We start from the raw sequence: 15530 nt of genomic DNA on the forward strand, positions 1-15530 counted from the left end.
TCCTGACCGGCGCGCTCCCGGACCCGGCGCCGCTCCACCGCCTCAGCCGACGTACCGGCGGGCGGTGGAGCGGCGCTGTTCGCGCTCCAGCAGCCGCAGCCGCTCCTCGACCTCCTCCGGCACCACCCGGCGCTCGCGCAACACCCACGGCAGCCCGGCCAGGGCCCGGCCGAAGGCCCGCGCGGACGCCGCGTCGCGCGGCACCGTGCGGGCCAGGTGCCAGGTGCGGCGCAGGGCCGCGGGCAGCGGGCGGCGCAGCCAGGCGAACCACAGCGTGTTGCGCAGCCCGTCCTCCCGGCGGCCGGTGGCGTCCCGCGCGGCCGAGGGGGCGTGGTGGACCGTCAGCTCCTCGGCGTAGGCCAGCCACCAGCCGCGCACCATCAGGTCGGTGGCCAGCAGTTCCTCCTCCCCGCCCAGCCACAGCCGCGGCGAGAAACCGCCCGCCGCGCGGAAGGCGTCCACGCGCAGCACCGTCGCGGCGGCCAGGAACGAGCCCAGCGCGGGGCCGGGCAGCCAGCCGGGGCCGGTCAGCGGCGAGTCGCGCAGCTCGGCGACGATCGGGTCCTCGGTGCCGTCCGGCTCCACCACGATCCGCGCCGTGACCGCCGCCAGTCCCGGACGGGCGTCGAGCAGGTCGGCCGCCGCGCCCAGCGAACCCGGCTCCCACCAGGAGTCGTCGTCGCAGAAGGCCACGTACGGCGTGGTGACGCGCTCCACCGCCACGTTGCGGCCCACCGCCCCCAGGTTCCGCCCGGCCCGCAGCAGCCGCACCCAGGGGTGGACGCGGGCCACGGTCGCGCAGGTGCCGTCCGTGGAGGCGTTGTCGACGACGAACACCGGCGGCCGCTCGGGCAGTTCGGCCAGCCGGCCCAGGGTGCGCAGCAGCTCCCCGCGCCGGTTGTGGGTGATCACCACGACCGAGACCCGGGGGTCGGCGTCCCGGGTCCGGGCGGGGCCGGCGTCCTCATCAGCGTCCCGGGCGGGGGCGTTCTCAGGGGGCACGGTGCTGTCCATCCACACGGCGTGCGGCCTCCTCGACGTACGGCGGCAGGGGCCTGCGGGCGCGCAGGGCCGCGGGCAGCGCGGCCAGCACGCCGCGCAGGGCGCGCCGGGCCACCGGGTCGCGGCGGGCCTCGGCGGCCAGCGCGCGGGTACGGCGCAGGGCCAGCGGCAGCGGGCGGCGCAGCCAGCAGGTGAGCAGTTCGTTGCGGCGCAGTTGGGCCTCGCGGCCCGCCCGCGGCGCGGGGTCCGGATGGTGGTGGGCGGTGACCTCGGGGCAGTAGCTGACCCCCCAGCCCCGGGCGGCGAGGTCGTAGGCCAGCAGGGTCTCCTCGGCGCCGAAGAACAGCAGCGGGTGGAAGCCCCCGGCGTCCAGGAACGCCGACCGGCGCACGACCGAGGCGCACCCCAGGAAGCCCATCACCTGCGGTCCCGGCAGGTCCTCGGCCGTGCCCAGCGGCGAGGTGCCCAGCAGGTCGTTGATCGGGTCGGGCCTCTCCTCGGGGCCCACGCAGGTGCGCGCGGCGATCAGCCCCAGCCGCGGGTGCCGCCGCATCAGGTCGGCGGCCCGCTCCAGGGACCCCGGCTCCCACCAGGAGTCGTCGTCGCTGAAGGCGACGCACGGGGTGTCCATCGCCGCCACCCCCAGGTTGCGGGCGACCGCCCCGCGGTTGACGGGCAGCGGCAACAGCTCCACCTGCGGGAACAGCACCGACACCATGGTGCGGGTGTGGTCGCCGGAGGCGTTGTCGACCACCAGGACCGGCGGCCGTTCGGGCAGTTCCGTCAGGTGGCGCAGGGTCCGCGCGAGGCTGTCGGCACGGTTGCGGGTGGCGATGACCACGCCGATCGGCGGGTCCGTCATGCGGTACGCACCTCCGGCAGGCGGGACAGCGCAGCCAGCACCTCCTCCGGCCGGATGCGCAGCAGCAGCGGGTCGGGCACGTGGCCGTGGGGATCGCCCGGCGGGCCGGGGTGCCACAGCGCCCGGTGGCGCGGCAGGGGCGGCGGGCCCCACAGCCGCGGCGCCACCGGCCCGAAGAGGGTGACCGAGGGGGTGCCGAGGGCGACCGCCAGATGGGCGATCCCGGTGTCGCCGCTCACCACCGCCGAGGCCCCGGCCACCAGCGCGGCCAGCCGCTCCAGGGGCGGGCCGCCGTGGACGTCGGCGTCGGGCAGGGCGGCCAGCTTGGCCAGCCGCGCCAGCAGGTCGTACTCCTGCGGCCCGCCGGTGACCACCACCCGGCGTCCGGCGCGCCGCAGCCCGGCGGCCACGGCCGCGTACCGCTCCACGGGCCAGCACCGCGCGGGCGACCCCGCGCCCGGGTGGAGCACCACCGCGCCGGGGGCGGGGGAGACCGCGGCGGGACGCGGCAGGCGCAGGTCGGAAGGGTCGGCCGGGACGCCGTACCAGCGCAGGAACCGGCACCAGCGGTCCCGCTCGTGCTCCTCGGCGTACCACGGGGGCCCGCCGGGGGCGGCGAAGGCCAGCAGGCGGTGCGGGGCCAGTCGTTCGAGGGGCCGCATGCTCTCCGGCCCCCTGCCGTGCAGATCGACGGCGACCCGCGGCGGCGGCCCCGGCCAGCCGATCTCCTCCGGCACGGCGCGGCCGGGCGCCGCGGCGTGCAGCAGGGTGTCCACGGCGCCGCTCAGCCTCGCCAGCGGCTCCAGCTCCCGGGGCGCGGCCAGCACGATCTCGTACCCCCCGAACTCCCGCCGCAGCGCCCGCAGGGCGGGCACCCCGGCCAGCAGGTCGCCCAGGCCCAGCGCGCGCAGCACCAGCAGCCGGGGGCGGTGCGAGACGTCCGCGGGCCCGTTCGCCGGGCCGCTCACCGCGTCCCGTTCCGGGCCACGGACACCGCCGCGCGCTCGGCGATGCTGCTGCTGGAGCGGCCGTCGAGGTACGGCAGCAGCACGGCCTGCCCGCCCCAGCTCTCCACCAGCGCCGCCTCGGGCAGGTCGGCGAGCGCGTAGTCGCCGCCCTTGACCCACACGTCCGGGCGGAGCCGCTTGAGCAGTTCCTCGGGGGTGTCCTCCTCGAACACCGCCACCGCGTCCACGCACTCCAGCGCGCGCAGCACCCGGATGCGGTCCGCCAGCGGGTTGATGGGGCGGCCCGGGCCCTTGCGGCGGCGCACGGAGGCGTCGGAGTTGAGGCAGACCACCAGGCAGTCGCCGGTGCGCCGGGCCGCCTGCAGCAGCCCGACGTGCCCGGCGTGCAGCAGGTCGAAGCAGCCGCCGGTGGCCACCACGGTGCCGCCCGCGGCCCGCACCCGGGCGACGAGCTGCTCGGCGTCCTCGCCGGGGGAGGGCGGGGGCGCGGCCCGGTCGGGGAAGGCCCGGTCCGGGAAGGCCAGCGCCCCCGCGCCCCCGGCCGCCACATAGCCGGTGGCGGCGGCCACCGCACCCCGTACGGCCGTCTCCGGCAGCGCGCCGTCGGCCAGCAGGCCGGCCGCGCTGGCCGCGAACTGGTCGCCCGCCCCGCAGGAGTCGCCGCTGTGCCGCGCGGGCGCGGGCACCAGCAGCGGGTGGTCGCCGTAGGACAGCAGCGCGCCCCGCTCGCCCAGGGTGATGGCCACCGAGCCCACGCCCCAGGCGTCGGCCAGCGCCCGCGCGTACCGGGCTGCGGTGTGCAGGTCCTCCGGGTCGCCGGAGCCACCGCCCGTGGTGCCGCCCGTGGTGCCGCCCGTGCCGCCGCCCGTGGTGCCCGGCCGGTCCGCGCCGCCGGGCAGGCGGGAGGCGAACAGCCGGGCCTCCTTCGCCGTCGGGGTCACCAGCCGGGCGCCCGGCACCGGCTCCCGGCCGCGCGGATGGGGGTCCCACACCAGCGGCACCCGGGCGGCCCGCTCGGCCAGCAGACCGCGCACCACGTCCGCGGTGCCCCGGCCGTAGTCGGAGACCAGCAGGGCCGGAGCCGCGGCGATCACCGCGCGGACCTCCTCGGGCACGGCCCCCGGGGCGTCCGCGGCGGCCCGGCCGTCCCCGCGGTCCATCCGGACCACCGGGCGGTCCCCGGCCAGCACCCGGGTCTTCTCCGGCAGGGCGCCGTCCAGCGGCAGCGCGGCCACGGAGACCCAGGGGGCCAGCATCTCGCGCAGCCGCGCGCTGGCCGGATCGTCGCCCAGGGCGGTCACCAGGGTGACCTCGCGACCGCCGAGCGCCGCCACGTAGGCGGCCAGGGCGGCGCCGCCCGGCCGCAGCAGCTCCTCGCAGTCGTCCAGCACCGGCACCGGGGCGTCGGGGGCCAGGCGCTCGGCGCGGCCGACCAGATCGCGGTCCAGCAGGGCGTCGCCGACCACGACCAGCGGCGCGGCGACGGACGGCGGCGAGGACTTCCCGGCCGCCGGTTCGGGCACCGGCTCAGGCACCGGCGGTGGCATCGGTGGCGCCATCGGTCGCGTTCCCCCCTCCCAGTACGTCCTCCAGTGCGGCGTCGAAGGCGGCGCACACCATGTGCACCGTCACCAGGTGGAGTTCCTGCACCGTCGCGGTGGAGCCCGCGCGGACGCACAGCGCCTCGTCGCTGCCCGCGGCCAGCGGGTTGGGCGCGGGACCGGTGAGGGCCCACACCGCCATGCCCGCCTCGCGCCCGGCCTCGGCGGCCGACAGCAGGTTGGCGCTGGCGCCGCTGGTCGACAGCAGCATCAGCACGTCGCCCTCGCGCCCGTGCGCCCGCACCTGCCGGGCGAACACCTCGTCCACGCCGTAGTCGTTGGCGATGGCGGTGGTGGAGGAGGTGTCGGCGTGGAGGGCGATGGCGGAGAACGGCGGGCGGTCGTCGCGGTAGCGGCCCACCAGTTCGGCGGTCAGGTGCTGGGCCTGGGCGGCGCTGCCGCCGTTCCCGGCCGCCAGCAGCCGCCCGCCGCCGGCCAGCACCCTCGCCAGCCGCTCGCCCCAGCGCTGGGCGGTCCCGGTGTGGGTGCGGAAGTCCGTCAGCGCGTGCAGCAGCGCGTCGCAGTGGGCGGCGACCGTCCCCGGCGCCTCCGGGGACGCGCCGACGCCGGCCTCCGGCTCCGGCGCCGCCGCGCGGGCCGTCTTGCGGGCCCTCCCGGTCCTGGACGTCGTCCTGGGTGTCGTCGTCATCGGATCGCCCCCGTCGGAACGCGGTGGCGCGCGACCACCTGGGCGTACACCTGTTCGGCGCCGTCGGCGACCCGCTCCCACGAGAAGCGGGCCAGGGCGCGTTCCCGGCCGGCCTCGCCGTAGCGCCGCAGCAGCTCCGGCGAGCCGGTCAGCTCGTTGACGGCGCGGGCGAGCGCGCCGGGATCGCCGGGAGGCACCAGCCGCCCCGTCACCTTGTCGGCCACCGAGTCCAGATGGCCGCCGACGCCGGTGGCGACGATCGGCACCCCGCAGGCCATCGCCTCCAGCGGGACGATGCCGAACGGCTCGTACCGCGGCGTGGAGAGCACCAGGTCGGCGCTGCGGATCAGACCGGGCATCCGCTCGTGCGGCACGGCCCCCAGCAGCCGGACCCGGCCCGCCACACCCGCTTCCCGGGCCAGCCGCCGCAGCCGTCCGGCCTCGGGATCGGACGCCAGCCGCGCGGGCTCCGGGCCCCCGGCGATCAGCAGTTCGGCGCCGGGGATCTCCGCCAGCGCCGCGATCGCCTGGTCGAAGCCCTTGCGCGGCACCAGGCGGCCTATGGCCAGCAGCCGGTGGCGGGCGGCGCGCCGGTCCCGGTCCGGGCCGCCGTCCGGGGGACCGCCGGGACCGGCGGGGCTGAACTCCCCGGTGTCCACGCCGCACGGCACCACCGAGGTCTGCTGCGGCGGCACGCCCATGGCGGTCAGCTCGAACACCTCGTCCGTGCAGGTCGCCAGGACGCGGCTGCACTCGCGTCCGATCCGCCGCTCCACCTCGATCCGCTCGGGCGGGCTGGTGTCGTCCGCGCCCTGGTGGCGCCGCTTGACGGTGCCCAGGGCGTGGAAGGTCTGCACGACCGGGACGTGCAGGCCGCACGCCCCGGCCAGCGCGGCCAGGCCCGACATCCAGAAGTGCGCGTGCACCACGTCCGGCGGCCGGTCGGCCCAGCGGCGCGCCAGATGGGCGCCGAAGGCGGGCATGTGCTCGAACAGGTCGTCCTTGGGCACCGGACGCGGCGGCCCGGCGGGGACGTGCTCGACGGTGACGCCGGGGCCGAACGGCACCCGGTCGGGCGTCCCGGACGCGTCCCGGCGGGTGTAGACGGTGACGACGTGACCCCGCCGGGCGAGCGCCTTCGACAACTGTGCGACGTATACGTTCTGGCCTCCGGCGTCGGGGCCGCCGAGCGCCGCGAGGGGACTCGCGTGCTCGGACACCATGGCGATCCTCATCGGGTCACTTCCTTCGTCAGCCGTTCCCAGTCGTCCAGGAAGCGCGACAGCCCGTAGCGGGCCAGCGCGGCCTCGCGGGCCCGCCCGCCGACCTCGCGCGCGTGGGCGGGGTCGGCGATGAAGCCGCGGACGGCGTCGGTGAGTACGTCGAGCCGGTTGGAGAGCACCCCGGCCCCCTCGGGCACGGCCTCGGACGCCTCGGTGGTGTCGAGGGCGACCACGGGCATGCCCAGGTGCATGGCCTCCAGCAGGGACAGGCCGAGCGAGGTCCAGCGGACCGGGTGCACGTACACCCGGCGCCTGGCCATGGCCCGGTGCAGCTCCCGCTGGGGGAGGTCGTGGGAACGGCAGCGGTCCGGGGGCAGGCCGAGCCGTTCGGCCACCCCCTCGGTGCGCATGCCGAAGACGTCGAGCGGTGCGGTCCGGGCGAAGTGGGGCAGCAGATCGGTGCCGGTGGTGCGGCCGCGGCGCAGCGGCTCGTTGACCACCACGGCCGCCCGTGCCAGCTCGCCGGTCCACAGCGGTCCGGGATCGACGATGCCGTGCTCGATGACGGTGGTGGGCGTGGTGCCGCAGTCCCAGAACAGCCGGTTGAAGTGGGTGACGTGAACGATCGTCAGGTCCGGGCGGTCCGCCATCGGGTGGCGGGTGTCGGGCACGTTCCCGTCCGGCGCGTTGTGCTCCAGGTAGACGGCGGGCACGTCGCGGCCCGGCCGTCTGCCCAGCCAGCGCTCGGCCAGCTCGGTCTCGTGCGGGCGCTGGAGCACCACCAGGTCGACGTCGGTGTCGCGCAGCCGGTCGGGCGGCAGTTCCACCACGCTGTCGGGCCAGTCGAAGGTGACGGCACGGCCGAGGCCGTCGGGACCCCGGTCGGGGGTCACGGGCACCAGGTAGGTGTGCGGGCCCTGGACGAACGCGGTGGTCCAGGAGCCGTGCACGTGCCACAGCAGGATCCTCATGCGGCTCCTTCCCGGCCGCCCTCGGCGGCTGCCTCCTGTCGGCCGCCTTCGGCAGCGACCTTCTCCACGGCAGTGACCACGTCCTCCGGAGTCACCCGGTCCAGACAGGGGTGGCCGGGGACGGGACAGGTGCGGGCCCTGGTGCCCGCGCACGGCGCCTGCTGGTCGCCCAGCAGGACCAGCGGGACGCGGAAGGGCGCCCAGCGCTCGGCCGGGACGACCGGGGAGAAGAGCGAGACCACCGGCGTGCCGACGGCGGCGGCCAGGTGGGCCGGCCCGGTGTTCCCGGTGACCACGGCCCGCGCCCCGGCCAGCACCCCGGCCAGTTCCGCCGGCGAGGTCCGTCCGCCCAGGTCGAGCCCGTCCGAGCCCGCGACGTACGCGGTCAGCTCGCGCTCCTCGGGCACGCCGGTGACCACGACCCGGTGGCCGGCCGCGGCCAGGGCGGTCACGGCCTCGGCCGACAGCCCCGGGCTCCAGCGGCGGGCGGGCACGCTCGCCCCCGGATGCAGCACGACGTAGCCCGGCGGCCCGGTCAGCTCCGCCGTCCTCGGCGGCGGCAGCACCCGCAGCCGTCCGTCGTCGCCCTCGGGCAGGGGGAAGCCGGCGGCCTCGGCCAGGGCGAGGGCGGCCTCGGCCTCGTGCGCGTGCTCGTCCCGCCGGTGGCGCACGTCCAGCAGGGAGCCGGGGTAGTGGACGCTGTCGGCGGCGATGCGGGCGATGCCCGCCATCCGCAGCACCAGCGCGGTCGGCAGCGGACTCTGGTGGGCCGAGGCCAGCACCAGGGCGGTGTCGCAGCGCCGGGCCGCGATCTCCCCGACGGCCCGCTCGATGCCGGCGCGGTCGGTGGGGGGCGGGTCGAAGCCCACCCAGGGGGCGTCCCAGACCAGGACCTCGTCCACCCCGGGCAGCATCCGCCCGGCGGGCGCGCCGCGCGGGCCGCACAGCAGCGTCACCCGTTCGGCGTGCGCCGCCACGGCCCGTACCGCCGGGCCCGCCAGCAGCACGTCCCCGAAGCTGTCCAGACGCGCGACCAGGGCTCTCATGACGGCCTCCGGACGGTCGGGCGGACGGTGGCGCGGGCCGTGGTGCGCGCTCCGGCGCGGGCGGTGGTGCGCGCTCCGGCGCGGGCGGCGGTACGGCCGTCGGCGGGGACGGACACCGGCACCGGGACGCCCGGCGCTGTGCCCGGTGCTGCGGCCGGCGCTCCGTCCAGCGCTCCGTCCAGCGCGGTGCGCACCGCGGTGAGCAGGTCGGGGGCGACCACGGGCGCGGCCCGGACCTCCTCCGGCAGGGTGACGGGCGTGGGGACGAGGATGCCGCGGGCGCCTGCGGCCCGGGCAGCGCCCAGGTCGGAGCCGATGTCCCCGATCACCACGCACTCGGCGGGGGACACGCCCAGCCGCCGGGCGGCGTCCAGCACCAGGCCGGGGGCGGGTTTGCGGCACGCGCAGCCGTCGTCGGGGCCGTGCGGGCAGATGGCCCAGGCGTTCAGCGGGCCGAGGAGTTCGTCGATCCGGGCGTGCACCCGGCCCAGGTCGTCCCAGCTCACCAGCCCGCGGGCGATGCCGGACTGGTTGGTGACCACCGCGGCCGGCACCCCGCGGGAGCGCAGCAGCGCCAGCGCCTCGGCCGCACCCGGCATCGGGCGCACCAGCGCCGGGTCGCCGTTGTAGGGGACGTCCTCCACGAGGGTGCCGTCCCGGTCGAGGAGCACCGCGCGCACCGCCGTCATGCGTCACCGTCCCGGCCGCTTCCGTCCCCGGAGCGGCGTGCGATCCCGTGGTCCCCGGTGCCGGTTCCGGTCCCGTCCCAGGGGGAGGCCCCGCGGTGGCGCAGCGTCCCGGCCAGCCGGTGGTACGCCGCCAGCGGCGGTATGAGCGCGCTCGTCGCCAGCATGGTCATGACCTCCTCGCGGGTCCGCGGCCCCGGGGCGATCCGGGCCCGGGCGAACTCGGCCGTGCCCAGCAGCCACCCCGCCCCGGCCAGCGCGGCGGCCCGCCGCCGCCCGGCCGCGGCCAGCGCGAGCGCCGCGAGACCGGCGGCGGTGACCGCCGCATGGCGGCGGATGCGCCCCCTGGGCGCGGCGGCCCGCCGCCACCAGTCGGGGCCGTGCAGCCGCAGCATCAGCGCGTCGTCGGCGTTGCCGCGCTGCAGGCGCAGCGACACCCAGCGGTCGGCGGGCCGCACCGGGTGCGTGGTCAGTCGGCTGCCGCGCCGGATGCGCCAGCCGTCGTCCAGCACCCGCAGCGCCAGGTCGGCGTCCTCGCGGAAGGCGCGGGGGAAGCGCTCGTCGAAGCCGCCGACCGCCTTGAGCGCCTCGGTGCGGTAGGCCATGTCGGCCGTCGCCCACTGGGCGCGGGCCAGTCCGGCGGTGTTGCGCTCCCAGTCCGTCGGCCGCCGCCCGACGGGCAGCGGCACGTCCAGGACGCCCTGCACCCCGGCGACGGTGGGGTCGGCCTCGGCCAGGTCGCGGGCGAGGGCCTCGCGCCAGCGGGCGCCGACCCGCACGTCGTCGTCGAGGAAGGCCACCCAGGGGGCGGTCACCACCTGCCAGCCGGCGTTGCGGGCGGCGGCGGGGCCGCGGCCGCCGGTCTGTACGACGGCGGCGCGCTCCCGCAGCGGGCCCAGCGCGTCGAGCGGCAGCTCCTCGCGCAGCGGCTCGGGCTGCGGTCGGTCGTCCACGACCACGATCTCGCGCGGCTCGGGGCCGATCGCCCCGCCGAGCGCCGCCAGGCACTCGGCCAGGCAGGGGCGCCCGACGGTGGGTATGACCACGGAGTAGTCGGTGGCCGGGGCGCTCATGCGAACGCCTTCCCGCGGCGGACCGCGAACGGGCCGATGGCCAGCAGGTCCACGGGCGCGGAGCCGAAGCACTCCAGCGCGTCGCGGGGGGAGTCCACCATCGGACGGCCGGCGGTGTTGAGGCTGGTGTTGACCACGACCGGCAGCCCGGTGCGGCGCTCGAAGGCGTCCAGCATCCGCGCCACCAGGGGCTCGCTGCCGGGATCGACGGTCTGGACGCGGGCGGTGCCGTCGACGTGCACCACGGCCGGGATGCGGTCGCGCCACTGCGGGGCCACGTCGTGCACGAACAGCATGTACGGGCTGGGGAGCGGGCCGTTGAAGATCTCCGCGGCCCGCCGCTCGGCGACCATGGGCGCCACCGGGCGGAACTCCTCGCGCCCCTTGACCCGGTTGAGCCGGTCCAGGTTCTCCGCCCGGCCGGGGTGGGCCAGCAGCGAGCGGTGGCCCAGCGCCCGCGGCCCGTACTCGCTGCGGCCCTGGAACCAGGCCACGATGCCGTCGGCGGCGAGGGCCTCGGCGACCGTCTCGGCGATGTCGGCGGGCCGCTCGTAGGGCACGGCGGCCCCGGTCAGGAAGCCCTCGATCTCCTCGTCCGACCAGCCGCGGCCCAGGTCGGCGCCGGGCATCGGAAGGGGGGACTCGCCGTGGGCGGCGGCCAGGTGCAGGGCCGCGCCCAGCGCGGTGCCCGCGTCCCCGGCCGCGGGCTGCACCCACACCCGTTCGTACGGGCCCTCGGCGGCGATCCGGGAGTTGGCCACGCAGTTCAGGGCGACGCCGCCGGCCATGGTCAGCTCCCGGCCGCCCGCCTCCGCGTGCAGCCAGCTCACCAGGTCCAGCAGCGTCTCCTCCAGCACGGCCTGGGCGCTGGCGGCCAGGTCGGCGTGGTCCTGGGTCCACTCGGTGCCCGGCCGCCGCGCCGGGGCCAGCGCGGCCCACTCCACCCCGTGGGCCCGGAAGCCGCCCTTGCCGACCGCGTGCACCCACTGGCGCAGCTCCGGCAGGAAGCGCGGCTTGCCGTAGGAGGCGAGCGCCATCACCTTGTACTCGTCGCTGGAGCGCAGGAAGCCCAGGTGCTCGGTCAGCTCCTCGTAGACCAGTCCGAGGGAGTGGGGCAGCTTCTGGGTGGCCAGCACCTCCAGCCGGTCGCCGTGGTAGCGCCCGGACAGGTGGGAGGCGGACTCGCCGCGCCCGTCCAGCACCAGCACCGCGGCGTCGCGGTGCGGTCCGGCGATCCCGGCGGAGGCGGCGTGCGCCATGTGGTGGGGCACGAAGCGGACGACGGACGGGTCCAGGCCCGGCAGGGCCTCGGCGAGGAAGGACGGGGCGCGCCGGGCGTACTCCTGGCGCAGGTGGTCCCAGGGGTCGTCCAGCCCCAGCGAGCCGGCGGGGGCGGCCAGGTCGGGATCGAAGGAGTAGGCGACGGCGTCGAGGTCGGCCGGGGTGAGGCCCGCCTGCCGCAGGCACCAGGCCGCCGACCGCTCGGGCATCTCCCACGCGGAGAAGGGCACCGGCCGCTTGCCGTGCTTGCGGCGGCTGAATCGCTCCTCCTCCGCCGCCGCGACCGTCCTGCCGTCGATCACGAGCGCCGCTGCCGGGTCGTGGAAGACGGCGTTGATGCCGAGGATGCGCATGTACGAGTGCCTCCGGTCTCGGTCGTCCCGTGGGCCGGGCTGTCGTGGCCTTCCGTGGTTACCGTCAGCAGCGATGTCAAACGTCCGAGATCGACTCTTCCGGGGGGAACTGACTCCCCAGAGTGAGGAGAGCGGGCCGGGACACGGCGGAGGAGAGGGCCGGGAGGCCCTGGGGCGAGCGGGAAGGGCGGGGCGGGAGCGACGGACGGGTCAGGAGGTGGTGCGCCGGGCGAACCACTCGATGGTCCGCTCCAGCCCCTCCTGCCAGCCCACCCGCGGCGCCCAGCCCAGCTTCTCCCTGGCCAGGGCGGTGTCGGGGCAGCGCCGGGCGGGGTCGTCGCCGGGGCGCTCGACGAAGACCACCGGGGACGAGGAGCCGGTGAGCTTGACGATCCGGCGGGCGATCTCCAGCACCGTGGTCTCCTCGTCGCCGCCGATGTTGACCGGCCCCGGGAGGTCACTCTCCGTGAGCGCCACGATGCCCGCCACGGTGTCCTCGACGTAGCACAGCGAACGGGTCTGGCTGCCGTCCCCGGCCACCGTCAGCGGCTCGCCGGCCAGGGCCTGCCGGATGAAGGTCGGCACCGCGCGGCCGTCCCCGGCGCGCATCCGGGGCCCGTAGGAGTTGAAGATCCGCACGATCGCGGTGTCCGTGCCGCGCGCCTGCCGGTGGGCGGTGACCAGCGCCTCGGCGTACCGCTTGGCCTCGTCGTAGACGCTGCGCGGGCCGACGGGGTTGACGTGCCCCCAGTAGTCCTCGCGCTGCGGGTGCACCTGCGGGTCGCCGTACACCTCGGAGGTGGAGGCCAGCACCATCCGCGCGCCGTCGCGGGCGGCCAGCTCCAGGGCGTTGCGGGTGCCGCTGCTGCCCGTCTCCAGGGTCTCCAGGGGCAGCCGCAGGTAGTCCGCGGGGGAGGCCGGGCAGGCCAGGTGGAACACCGCGTCGAAGGGGCCGCCGGGCAGGTCCGCCAGGGCGTCCGGCGCGCACACGTCGCGGCGCACCAGGACGAAGTCCGGCCGGCCGGACAGGTGCGCGACGTTCTCCTCGACCCCGGAGAGCAGGTTGTCCACGGCGACCACCCGCCAGCCGTCGGTCAGCAGCCGCTCGCACAGGTGCGAGCCCACGAACCCGGCTCCGCCGGTCACCACGGCCCGCCGCTCACGTCCACCCATCATCGAGCAACTCCTTCTTCCCTCTTCGGCTCCGGATTCCTCCGGCCGGTGTAAGACGGCGCCCGCTGCGCACTCGGAGGGCATGAACGAGACGCATCCGGACCCGGACCCCCGACGGACGCCCGGCCTCGAGGACGGCGGTGGAGTGCCGCCGGGCGAGACGCCGCCCGGCGAGAGCAGCACGCCCGCTGGGGCGCCCGACCAGAACGCCAACACGCCGAGCGGCTGGGGTCCCGCCCCGCTGATCGTGCTGCTGGCCCTGGGGGTCCTTGTCGCGGCGTTCTTCCTCGCCTACGCAGTGGCACTGTGACCCCGAGTCCCCTGATGGCCGCACAGAAAACTCTGCTCACGGGCTGGTTCACCTTCCTGCACGGCGAGGTCACGGCCGGTGACGAGCTGGCGCTGCGCCGCGTGCAGGAGGTGCTGGACCGTTCCGGCATCCCGTACGAGACCGCCTGGAGCCCCGGTTTCCGGCCGGACGCCCTGAGCCTGGAGGAGGCGGACCCGGACCGCTACGACCGCCTGGTCTTCGTCTGCGGCCCGCTGCACGGCCCTCAGGTCGCCCGCCTCCACCAGCGCTACGCGCACTGCCTGCGCATCGCCGTGGGCGTGTCCGTCGTCGATCCCGGCGACCCCGCCGTGCGCGGCTTCCACCGCGTCCTGCCGCGCGACGCGCCCGGCGTCCGGCCGGCCGCCGACCTGGCCGCCGCCGCGCCGGAGGCGCCCCCCACCCCGGTGGCCGGAGTGATCCTCACCCACGGGCAGGGCGAGTACGGACGGCGGCGGCGCCACGAGGAGGTCACCGGCCGGGTGAGCGGGTGGCTCGCGGGCCGGGACTGCGCCCGGGTGGAGCTGGACACCCGGCTGGCCCGCGACGACTGGCGGCTGTGCCGCACCCCCGCCCAGTTCCATGCGGTGCTGGCCCGGCTCGACGTGGTGGTCACCGACCGGCTGCACGGCCTGGTGCTCGCCCTGCGCGCCGGAGTCCCGGCCCTGGCCGTCGACCCGGTGGAGGGCGGCGCGAAGGTGACCGCCCAGGCGCGCGTCCACCGGTGGCCCGCCCTGATCCCGGCCGAGCGGCTGACGGACGGGGAACTGGACCGGTGGTGGCGGTGGTGCCTGGTCTCGGGCCGGGCGGCGGCGCGGCGCCGGCGGTACGCCTTCCGGCACCCCGCGGGGCCCGGTGACCTCGGGAACGCGCTGGTGGCGGCCCTGCGGGCGGAGCCGGGGAGGGTACGCGTCCCCTGCCCCGGTGAGCCGATGGCCGGAGCCCCGGTGGTCCGGGGCTCGTGGCGTTCGGGGCTCGTGGTTGCCGGGGCGGGCTGCCGGCCGCCGGTCAGGGCCGCCGGCCCACGCCGGTGGCGATCTCGCGCAGCCGGCCGCCGCGCAGCTTGGGCACCAGCGGCGGGGTCGGCGCGCCCGCGGTCTCGCGCAGGCCGCGCAGCAGCTCCTGGATCGCGTCCGTCGCCGAGCGGCGCGGGGTCCAGCCCAGCTCCCGTTCGGCCCGGCCGCAGTCCATCACCGGCAGCCGCAGGAACGCGTCGAACAGCTCCGGGGAGGCCGGTGCCAGCCGCAGCCGCCACGCGGCGGCCACCGCCGCCCGCGCCGGCCCCAGGGGCAGCCGTACGACCCGGGCGTCGAGCAGGCCGGCCAGCACGGAGGCGTCGACCACCGGCCCGGCGGCCAGGTTGAAGGCGCCGTGCACCGGTTCGGTGACCGCGAGCCGGTAGGCCTCGGCGGCGTCGTCGGTGTGCAGCACCTGGAAACGCAGCCCCGGCAGGTCCGGGACGACGGGCAGCAGCCCGGGCCTGATCAGCCGCTGGGGCAGGAACGGCCCCATGAACAGCCGCCGCTGCTCGCCGGCCGACTCCCGCTTGAAGAGGAACCCGGGCCGCATCCGCACCACCCGGACCTCGGGGTGGTCGCGCTCGAAACCGTCCAGCAGCCGCTCCACGTACGCCTTCTCCCGGCAGTACGCGGTGTCCGGCCGGCCGCCGTGGGTGGGCCACGACTCGTCCACGGCGCGGTCCTGGGGACCGGGGGAGTAGGCGCCCACCGAGGAGGCGTACACCAGCGCGGGCACCCCGGCCGCCGCCACCGCGCGCAGCACCCGGGCGGTGCCCAGCACGTTGGTGCGCCAGGTGGTCAGCGGATCGCGCAGGGGCTGGAGCAGCCAGGCCAGGTGGATCACGGCGTCGGCGCCCCGGAACAGGTCGGTCAGCCGCTCCTCGGCGGCCTGTCCCGCGCTGTCGTCGCCGCCCGCCCGGTCACCGCCGGCGCCGATGTCCGCGCTCGCCCACTCGGTCCGGGGAGGGTGCCAGTCCGGCGTGCGGCGGGCGACGCCCAGCACCGAGGCGACCCGCGGATCGGCACCCAGCCTCTCCACCACGGAGGTGCCCACGTTGCCGGTGGCGCCCAGGACCACCACGCGCAGGCCCGTGGCGCCGCTGCTCACCGGGCCGCCGTTCACCGCCCGGCCCTCCGTCCGGCGTTCCGGGCCGCCGTCCTGTCCCGTCCGTCCATCTCGCCTCTCCTCACGCGCTGCTGTCACGCCGCCCCGCCGCGCCGTGCTCCCCGGCGTCCCGTCGTGATCCCGCGGTGCGGGGACGCGACGCCGGGTACCCGGGCGGGGAGCGGGAAAA

Annotated in this window: 14 protein-coding genes and 1 pseudogene; 2 read left to right on the forward strand and 13 right to left on the reverse strand. The window is 77.5% G+C overall.

Features of this window, described 5'->3' with window-relative positions:
* Nucleotides 1-42 precede the first annotated feature (42 nt).
* From VE546_RS10710 to VE546_RS10765, 12 genes are all read right to left on the reverse strand, one after another.
* Nucleotides 43-1014 (reverse strand): glycosyltransferase family 2 protein, encoded by a 972-nt coding sequence (locus VE546_RS10710; RefSeq protein ID WP_324920995.1) that lies wholly within the window; start codon nt 1012-1014, stop codon nt 43-45.
* A complete protein-coding gene (locus VE546_RS10715) occupies nt 992-1864 on the reverse strand; it encodes a glycosyltransferase family 2 protein (RefSeq protein ID WP_324920996.1) in 873 nt (290 codons plus the stop codon). The genes VE546_RS10710 and VE546_RS10715 overlap by 23 nt, the downstream gene beginning before the upstream one ends.
* Nucleotides 1861-2832 carry a glycosyltransferase family 9 protein gene (locus tag VE546_RS10720; RefSeq protein WP_324920997.1) on the reverse strand — a complete coding sequence of 324 codons (972 nt, stop codon included), beginning with the start codon at nt 2830-2832 and terminating at the stop codon, nt 1861-1863. Before VE546_RS10720 ends, VE546_RS10715 begins: the two co-directional genes overlap by 4 nt.
* Entirely contained in the window at nt 2829-4367 is a 1539-nt protein-coding gene (rfaE2, locus tag VE546_RS10725; RefSeq protein WP_324920999.1) for a D-glycero-beta-D-manno-heptose 1-phosphate adenylyltransferase, read from the reverse strand. The genes VE546_RS10720 and rfaE2 overlap by 4 nt, the downstream gene beginning before the upstream one ends.
* Nucleotides 4360-5082: an SIS domain-containing protein gene (locus VE546_RS10730; RefSeq protein ID WP_324921000.1), complete on the reverse strand. Its 723-nt coding sequence runs from the start codon at nt 5080-5082 to the stop codon at nt 4360-4362. Before VE546_RS10730 ends, rfaE2 begins: the two co-directional genes overlap by 8 nt.
* The gene (locus VE546_RS10735) at nt 5079-6317 is read right to left on the reverse strand and encodes a glycosyltransferase (RefSeq protein ID WP_324921002.1); all 1239 of its coding nucleotides are present in this window, start codon (nt 6315-6317) and stop codon (nt 5079-5081) included. Before VE546_RS10735 ends, VE546_RS10730 begins: the two co-directional genes overlap by 4 nt.
* Complete coding sequence (locus tag VE546_RS10740) at nt 6314-7276, reverse strand: glycosyltransferase (protein WP_324921003.1); 963 nt, start codon at nt 7274-7276, stop codon at nt 6314-6316. Before VE546_RS10740 ends, VE546_RS10735 begins: the two co-directional genes overlap by 4 nt.
* Nucleotides 7273-8322: a glycosyltransferase family 9 protein gene (locus tag VE546_RS10745; protein WP_324921005.1), complete on the reverse strand. Its 1050-nt coding sequence runs from the start codon at nt 8320-8322 to the stop codon at nt 7273-7275. Before VE546_RS10745 ends, VE546_RS10740 begins: the two co-directional genes overlap by 4 nt.
* Nucleotides 8319-9011 (reverse strand): HAD family hydrolase, encoded by a 693-nt coding sequence (locus VE546_RS10750; RefSeq protein ID WP_324921007.1) that lies wholly within the window; start codon nt 9009-9011, stop codon nt 8319-8321. Before VE546_RS10750 ends, VE546_RS10745 begins: the two co-directional genes overlap by 4 nt.
* Nucleotides 9008-10081, reverse strand: a complete 1074-nt coding sequence (locus VE546_RS10755; protein ID WP_324921009.1) for a glycosyltransferase family 2 protein — start codon at nt 10079-10081, stop codon at nt 9008-9010. The genes VE546_RS10750 and VE546_RS10755 overlap by 4 nt, the downstream gene beginning before the upstream one ends.
* Complete coding sequence (locus VE546_RS10760; protein WP_324921011.1) at nt 10078-11715, reverse strand: carbamoyltransferase family protein; 1638 nt, start codon at nt 11713-11715, stop codon at nt 10078-10080. Before VE546_RS10760 ends, VE546_RS10755 begins: the two co-directional genes overlap by 4 nt.
* A 210-nt stretch (nt 11716-11925) precedes the next feature.
* A complete protein-coding gene (locus tag VE546_RS10765) occupies nt 11926-12891 on the reverse strand; it encodes a UDP-glucuronic acid decarboxylase family protein (protein ID WP_324921012.1) in 966 nt (321 codons plus the stop codon).
* Between the two features lie 79 nt (nt 12892-12970).
* Between VE546_RS10765 and VE546_RS10770 the strand changes: the two genes are divergently transcribed.
* A complete protein-coding gene (locus VE546_RS10770; RefSeq protein ID WP_324921014.1) occupies nt 12971-13198 on the forward strand; it encodes a DUF6480 family protein in 228 nt (75 codons plus the stop codon).
* 14 nt (nt 13199-13212) lie between these two features.
* Nucleotides 13213-13839, forward strand: a pseudogene (locus tag VE546_RS10775) (polysaccharide pyruvyl transferase family protein); the annotation flags it as partial.
* A gap of 385 nt (nt 13840-14224) precedes the next feature.
* On the opposite strand, the gene VE546_RS10780 reads toward VE546_RS10775, so the two are convergent.
* Nucleotides 14225-15358 carry an NAD-dependent epimerase/dehydratase family protein gene (locus VE546_RS10780; RefSeq protein WP_324921075.1) on the reverse strand — a complete coding sequence of 378 codons (1134 nt, stop codon included), beginning with the start codon at nt 15356-15358 and terminating at the stop codon, nt 14225-14227.
* Nucleotides 15359-15530: the final 172 nt, after the last annotated feature.

Origin of the sequence: Streptomyces sp. (assembly GCF_035644915.1) — a bacterium.
In the GTDB taxonomy this organism is placed as follows: Bacteria; Actinomycetota; Actinomycetes; order Streptomycetales; family Streptomycetaceae; genus Streptomyces.

Excerpts from the sequence above, each read along its gene's own strand:
- VE546_RS10710 (WP_324920995.1), bottom strand. The coding sequence starts at position 1,014 with ATGGACAGCACCGTGCCCCCTGAGAACGCCCCCGCCCGGGACGCTGAT.
- VE546_RS10715 (WP_324920996.1), bottom strand. The coding sequence starts at position 1,864 with ATGACGGACCCGCCGATCGGCGTGGTCATCGCCACCCGCAACCGTGCC.
- VE546_RS10730 (WP_324921000.1), bottom strand. The coding sequence starts at position 5,082 with ATGACGACGACACCCAGGACGACGTCCAGGACCGGGAGGGCCCGCAAG.
- VE546_RS10735 (WP_324921002.1), bottom strand. The coding sequence starts at position 6,317 with ATGAGGATCGCCATGGTGTCCGAGCACGCGAGTCCCCTCGCGGCGCTC.
- VE546_RS10740 (WP_324921003.1), bottom strand. The coding sequence starts at position 7,276 with ATGAGGATCCTGCTGTGGCACGTGCACGGCTCCTGGACCACCGCGTTC.
- VE546_RS10745 (WP_324921005.1), bottom strand. The coding sequence starts at position 8,322 with ATGAGAGCCCTGGTCGCGCGTCTGGACAGCTTCGGGGACGTGCTGCTG.
- VE546_RS10750 (WP_324921007.1), bottom strand. The coding sequence starts at position 9,011 with ATGACGGCGGTGCGCGCGGTGCTCCTCGACCGGGACGGCACCCTCGTG.
- VE546_RS10755 (WP_324921009.1), bottom strand. The coding sequence starts at position 10,081 with ATGAGCGCCCCGGCCACCGACTACTCCGTGGTCATACCCACCGTCGGG.
- VE546_RS10760 (WP_324921011.1), bottom strand. The coding sequence starts at position 11,715 with ATGCGCATCCTCGGCATCAACGCCGTCTTCCACGACCCGGCAGCGGCG.
- VE546_RS10765 (WP_324921012.1), bottom strand. The coding sequence starts at position 12,891 with ATGATGGGTGGACGTGAGCGGCGGGCCGTGGTGACCGGCGGAGCCGGG.
- VE546_RS10770 (WP_324921014.1), top strand. The coding sequence starts at position 12,971 with ATGAACGAGACGCATCCGGACCCGGACCCCCGACGGACGCCCGGCCTC.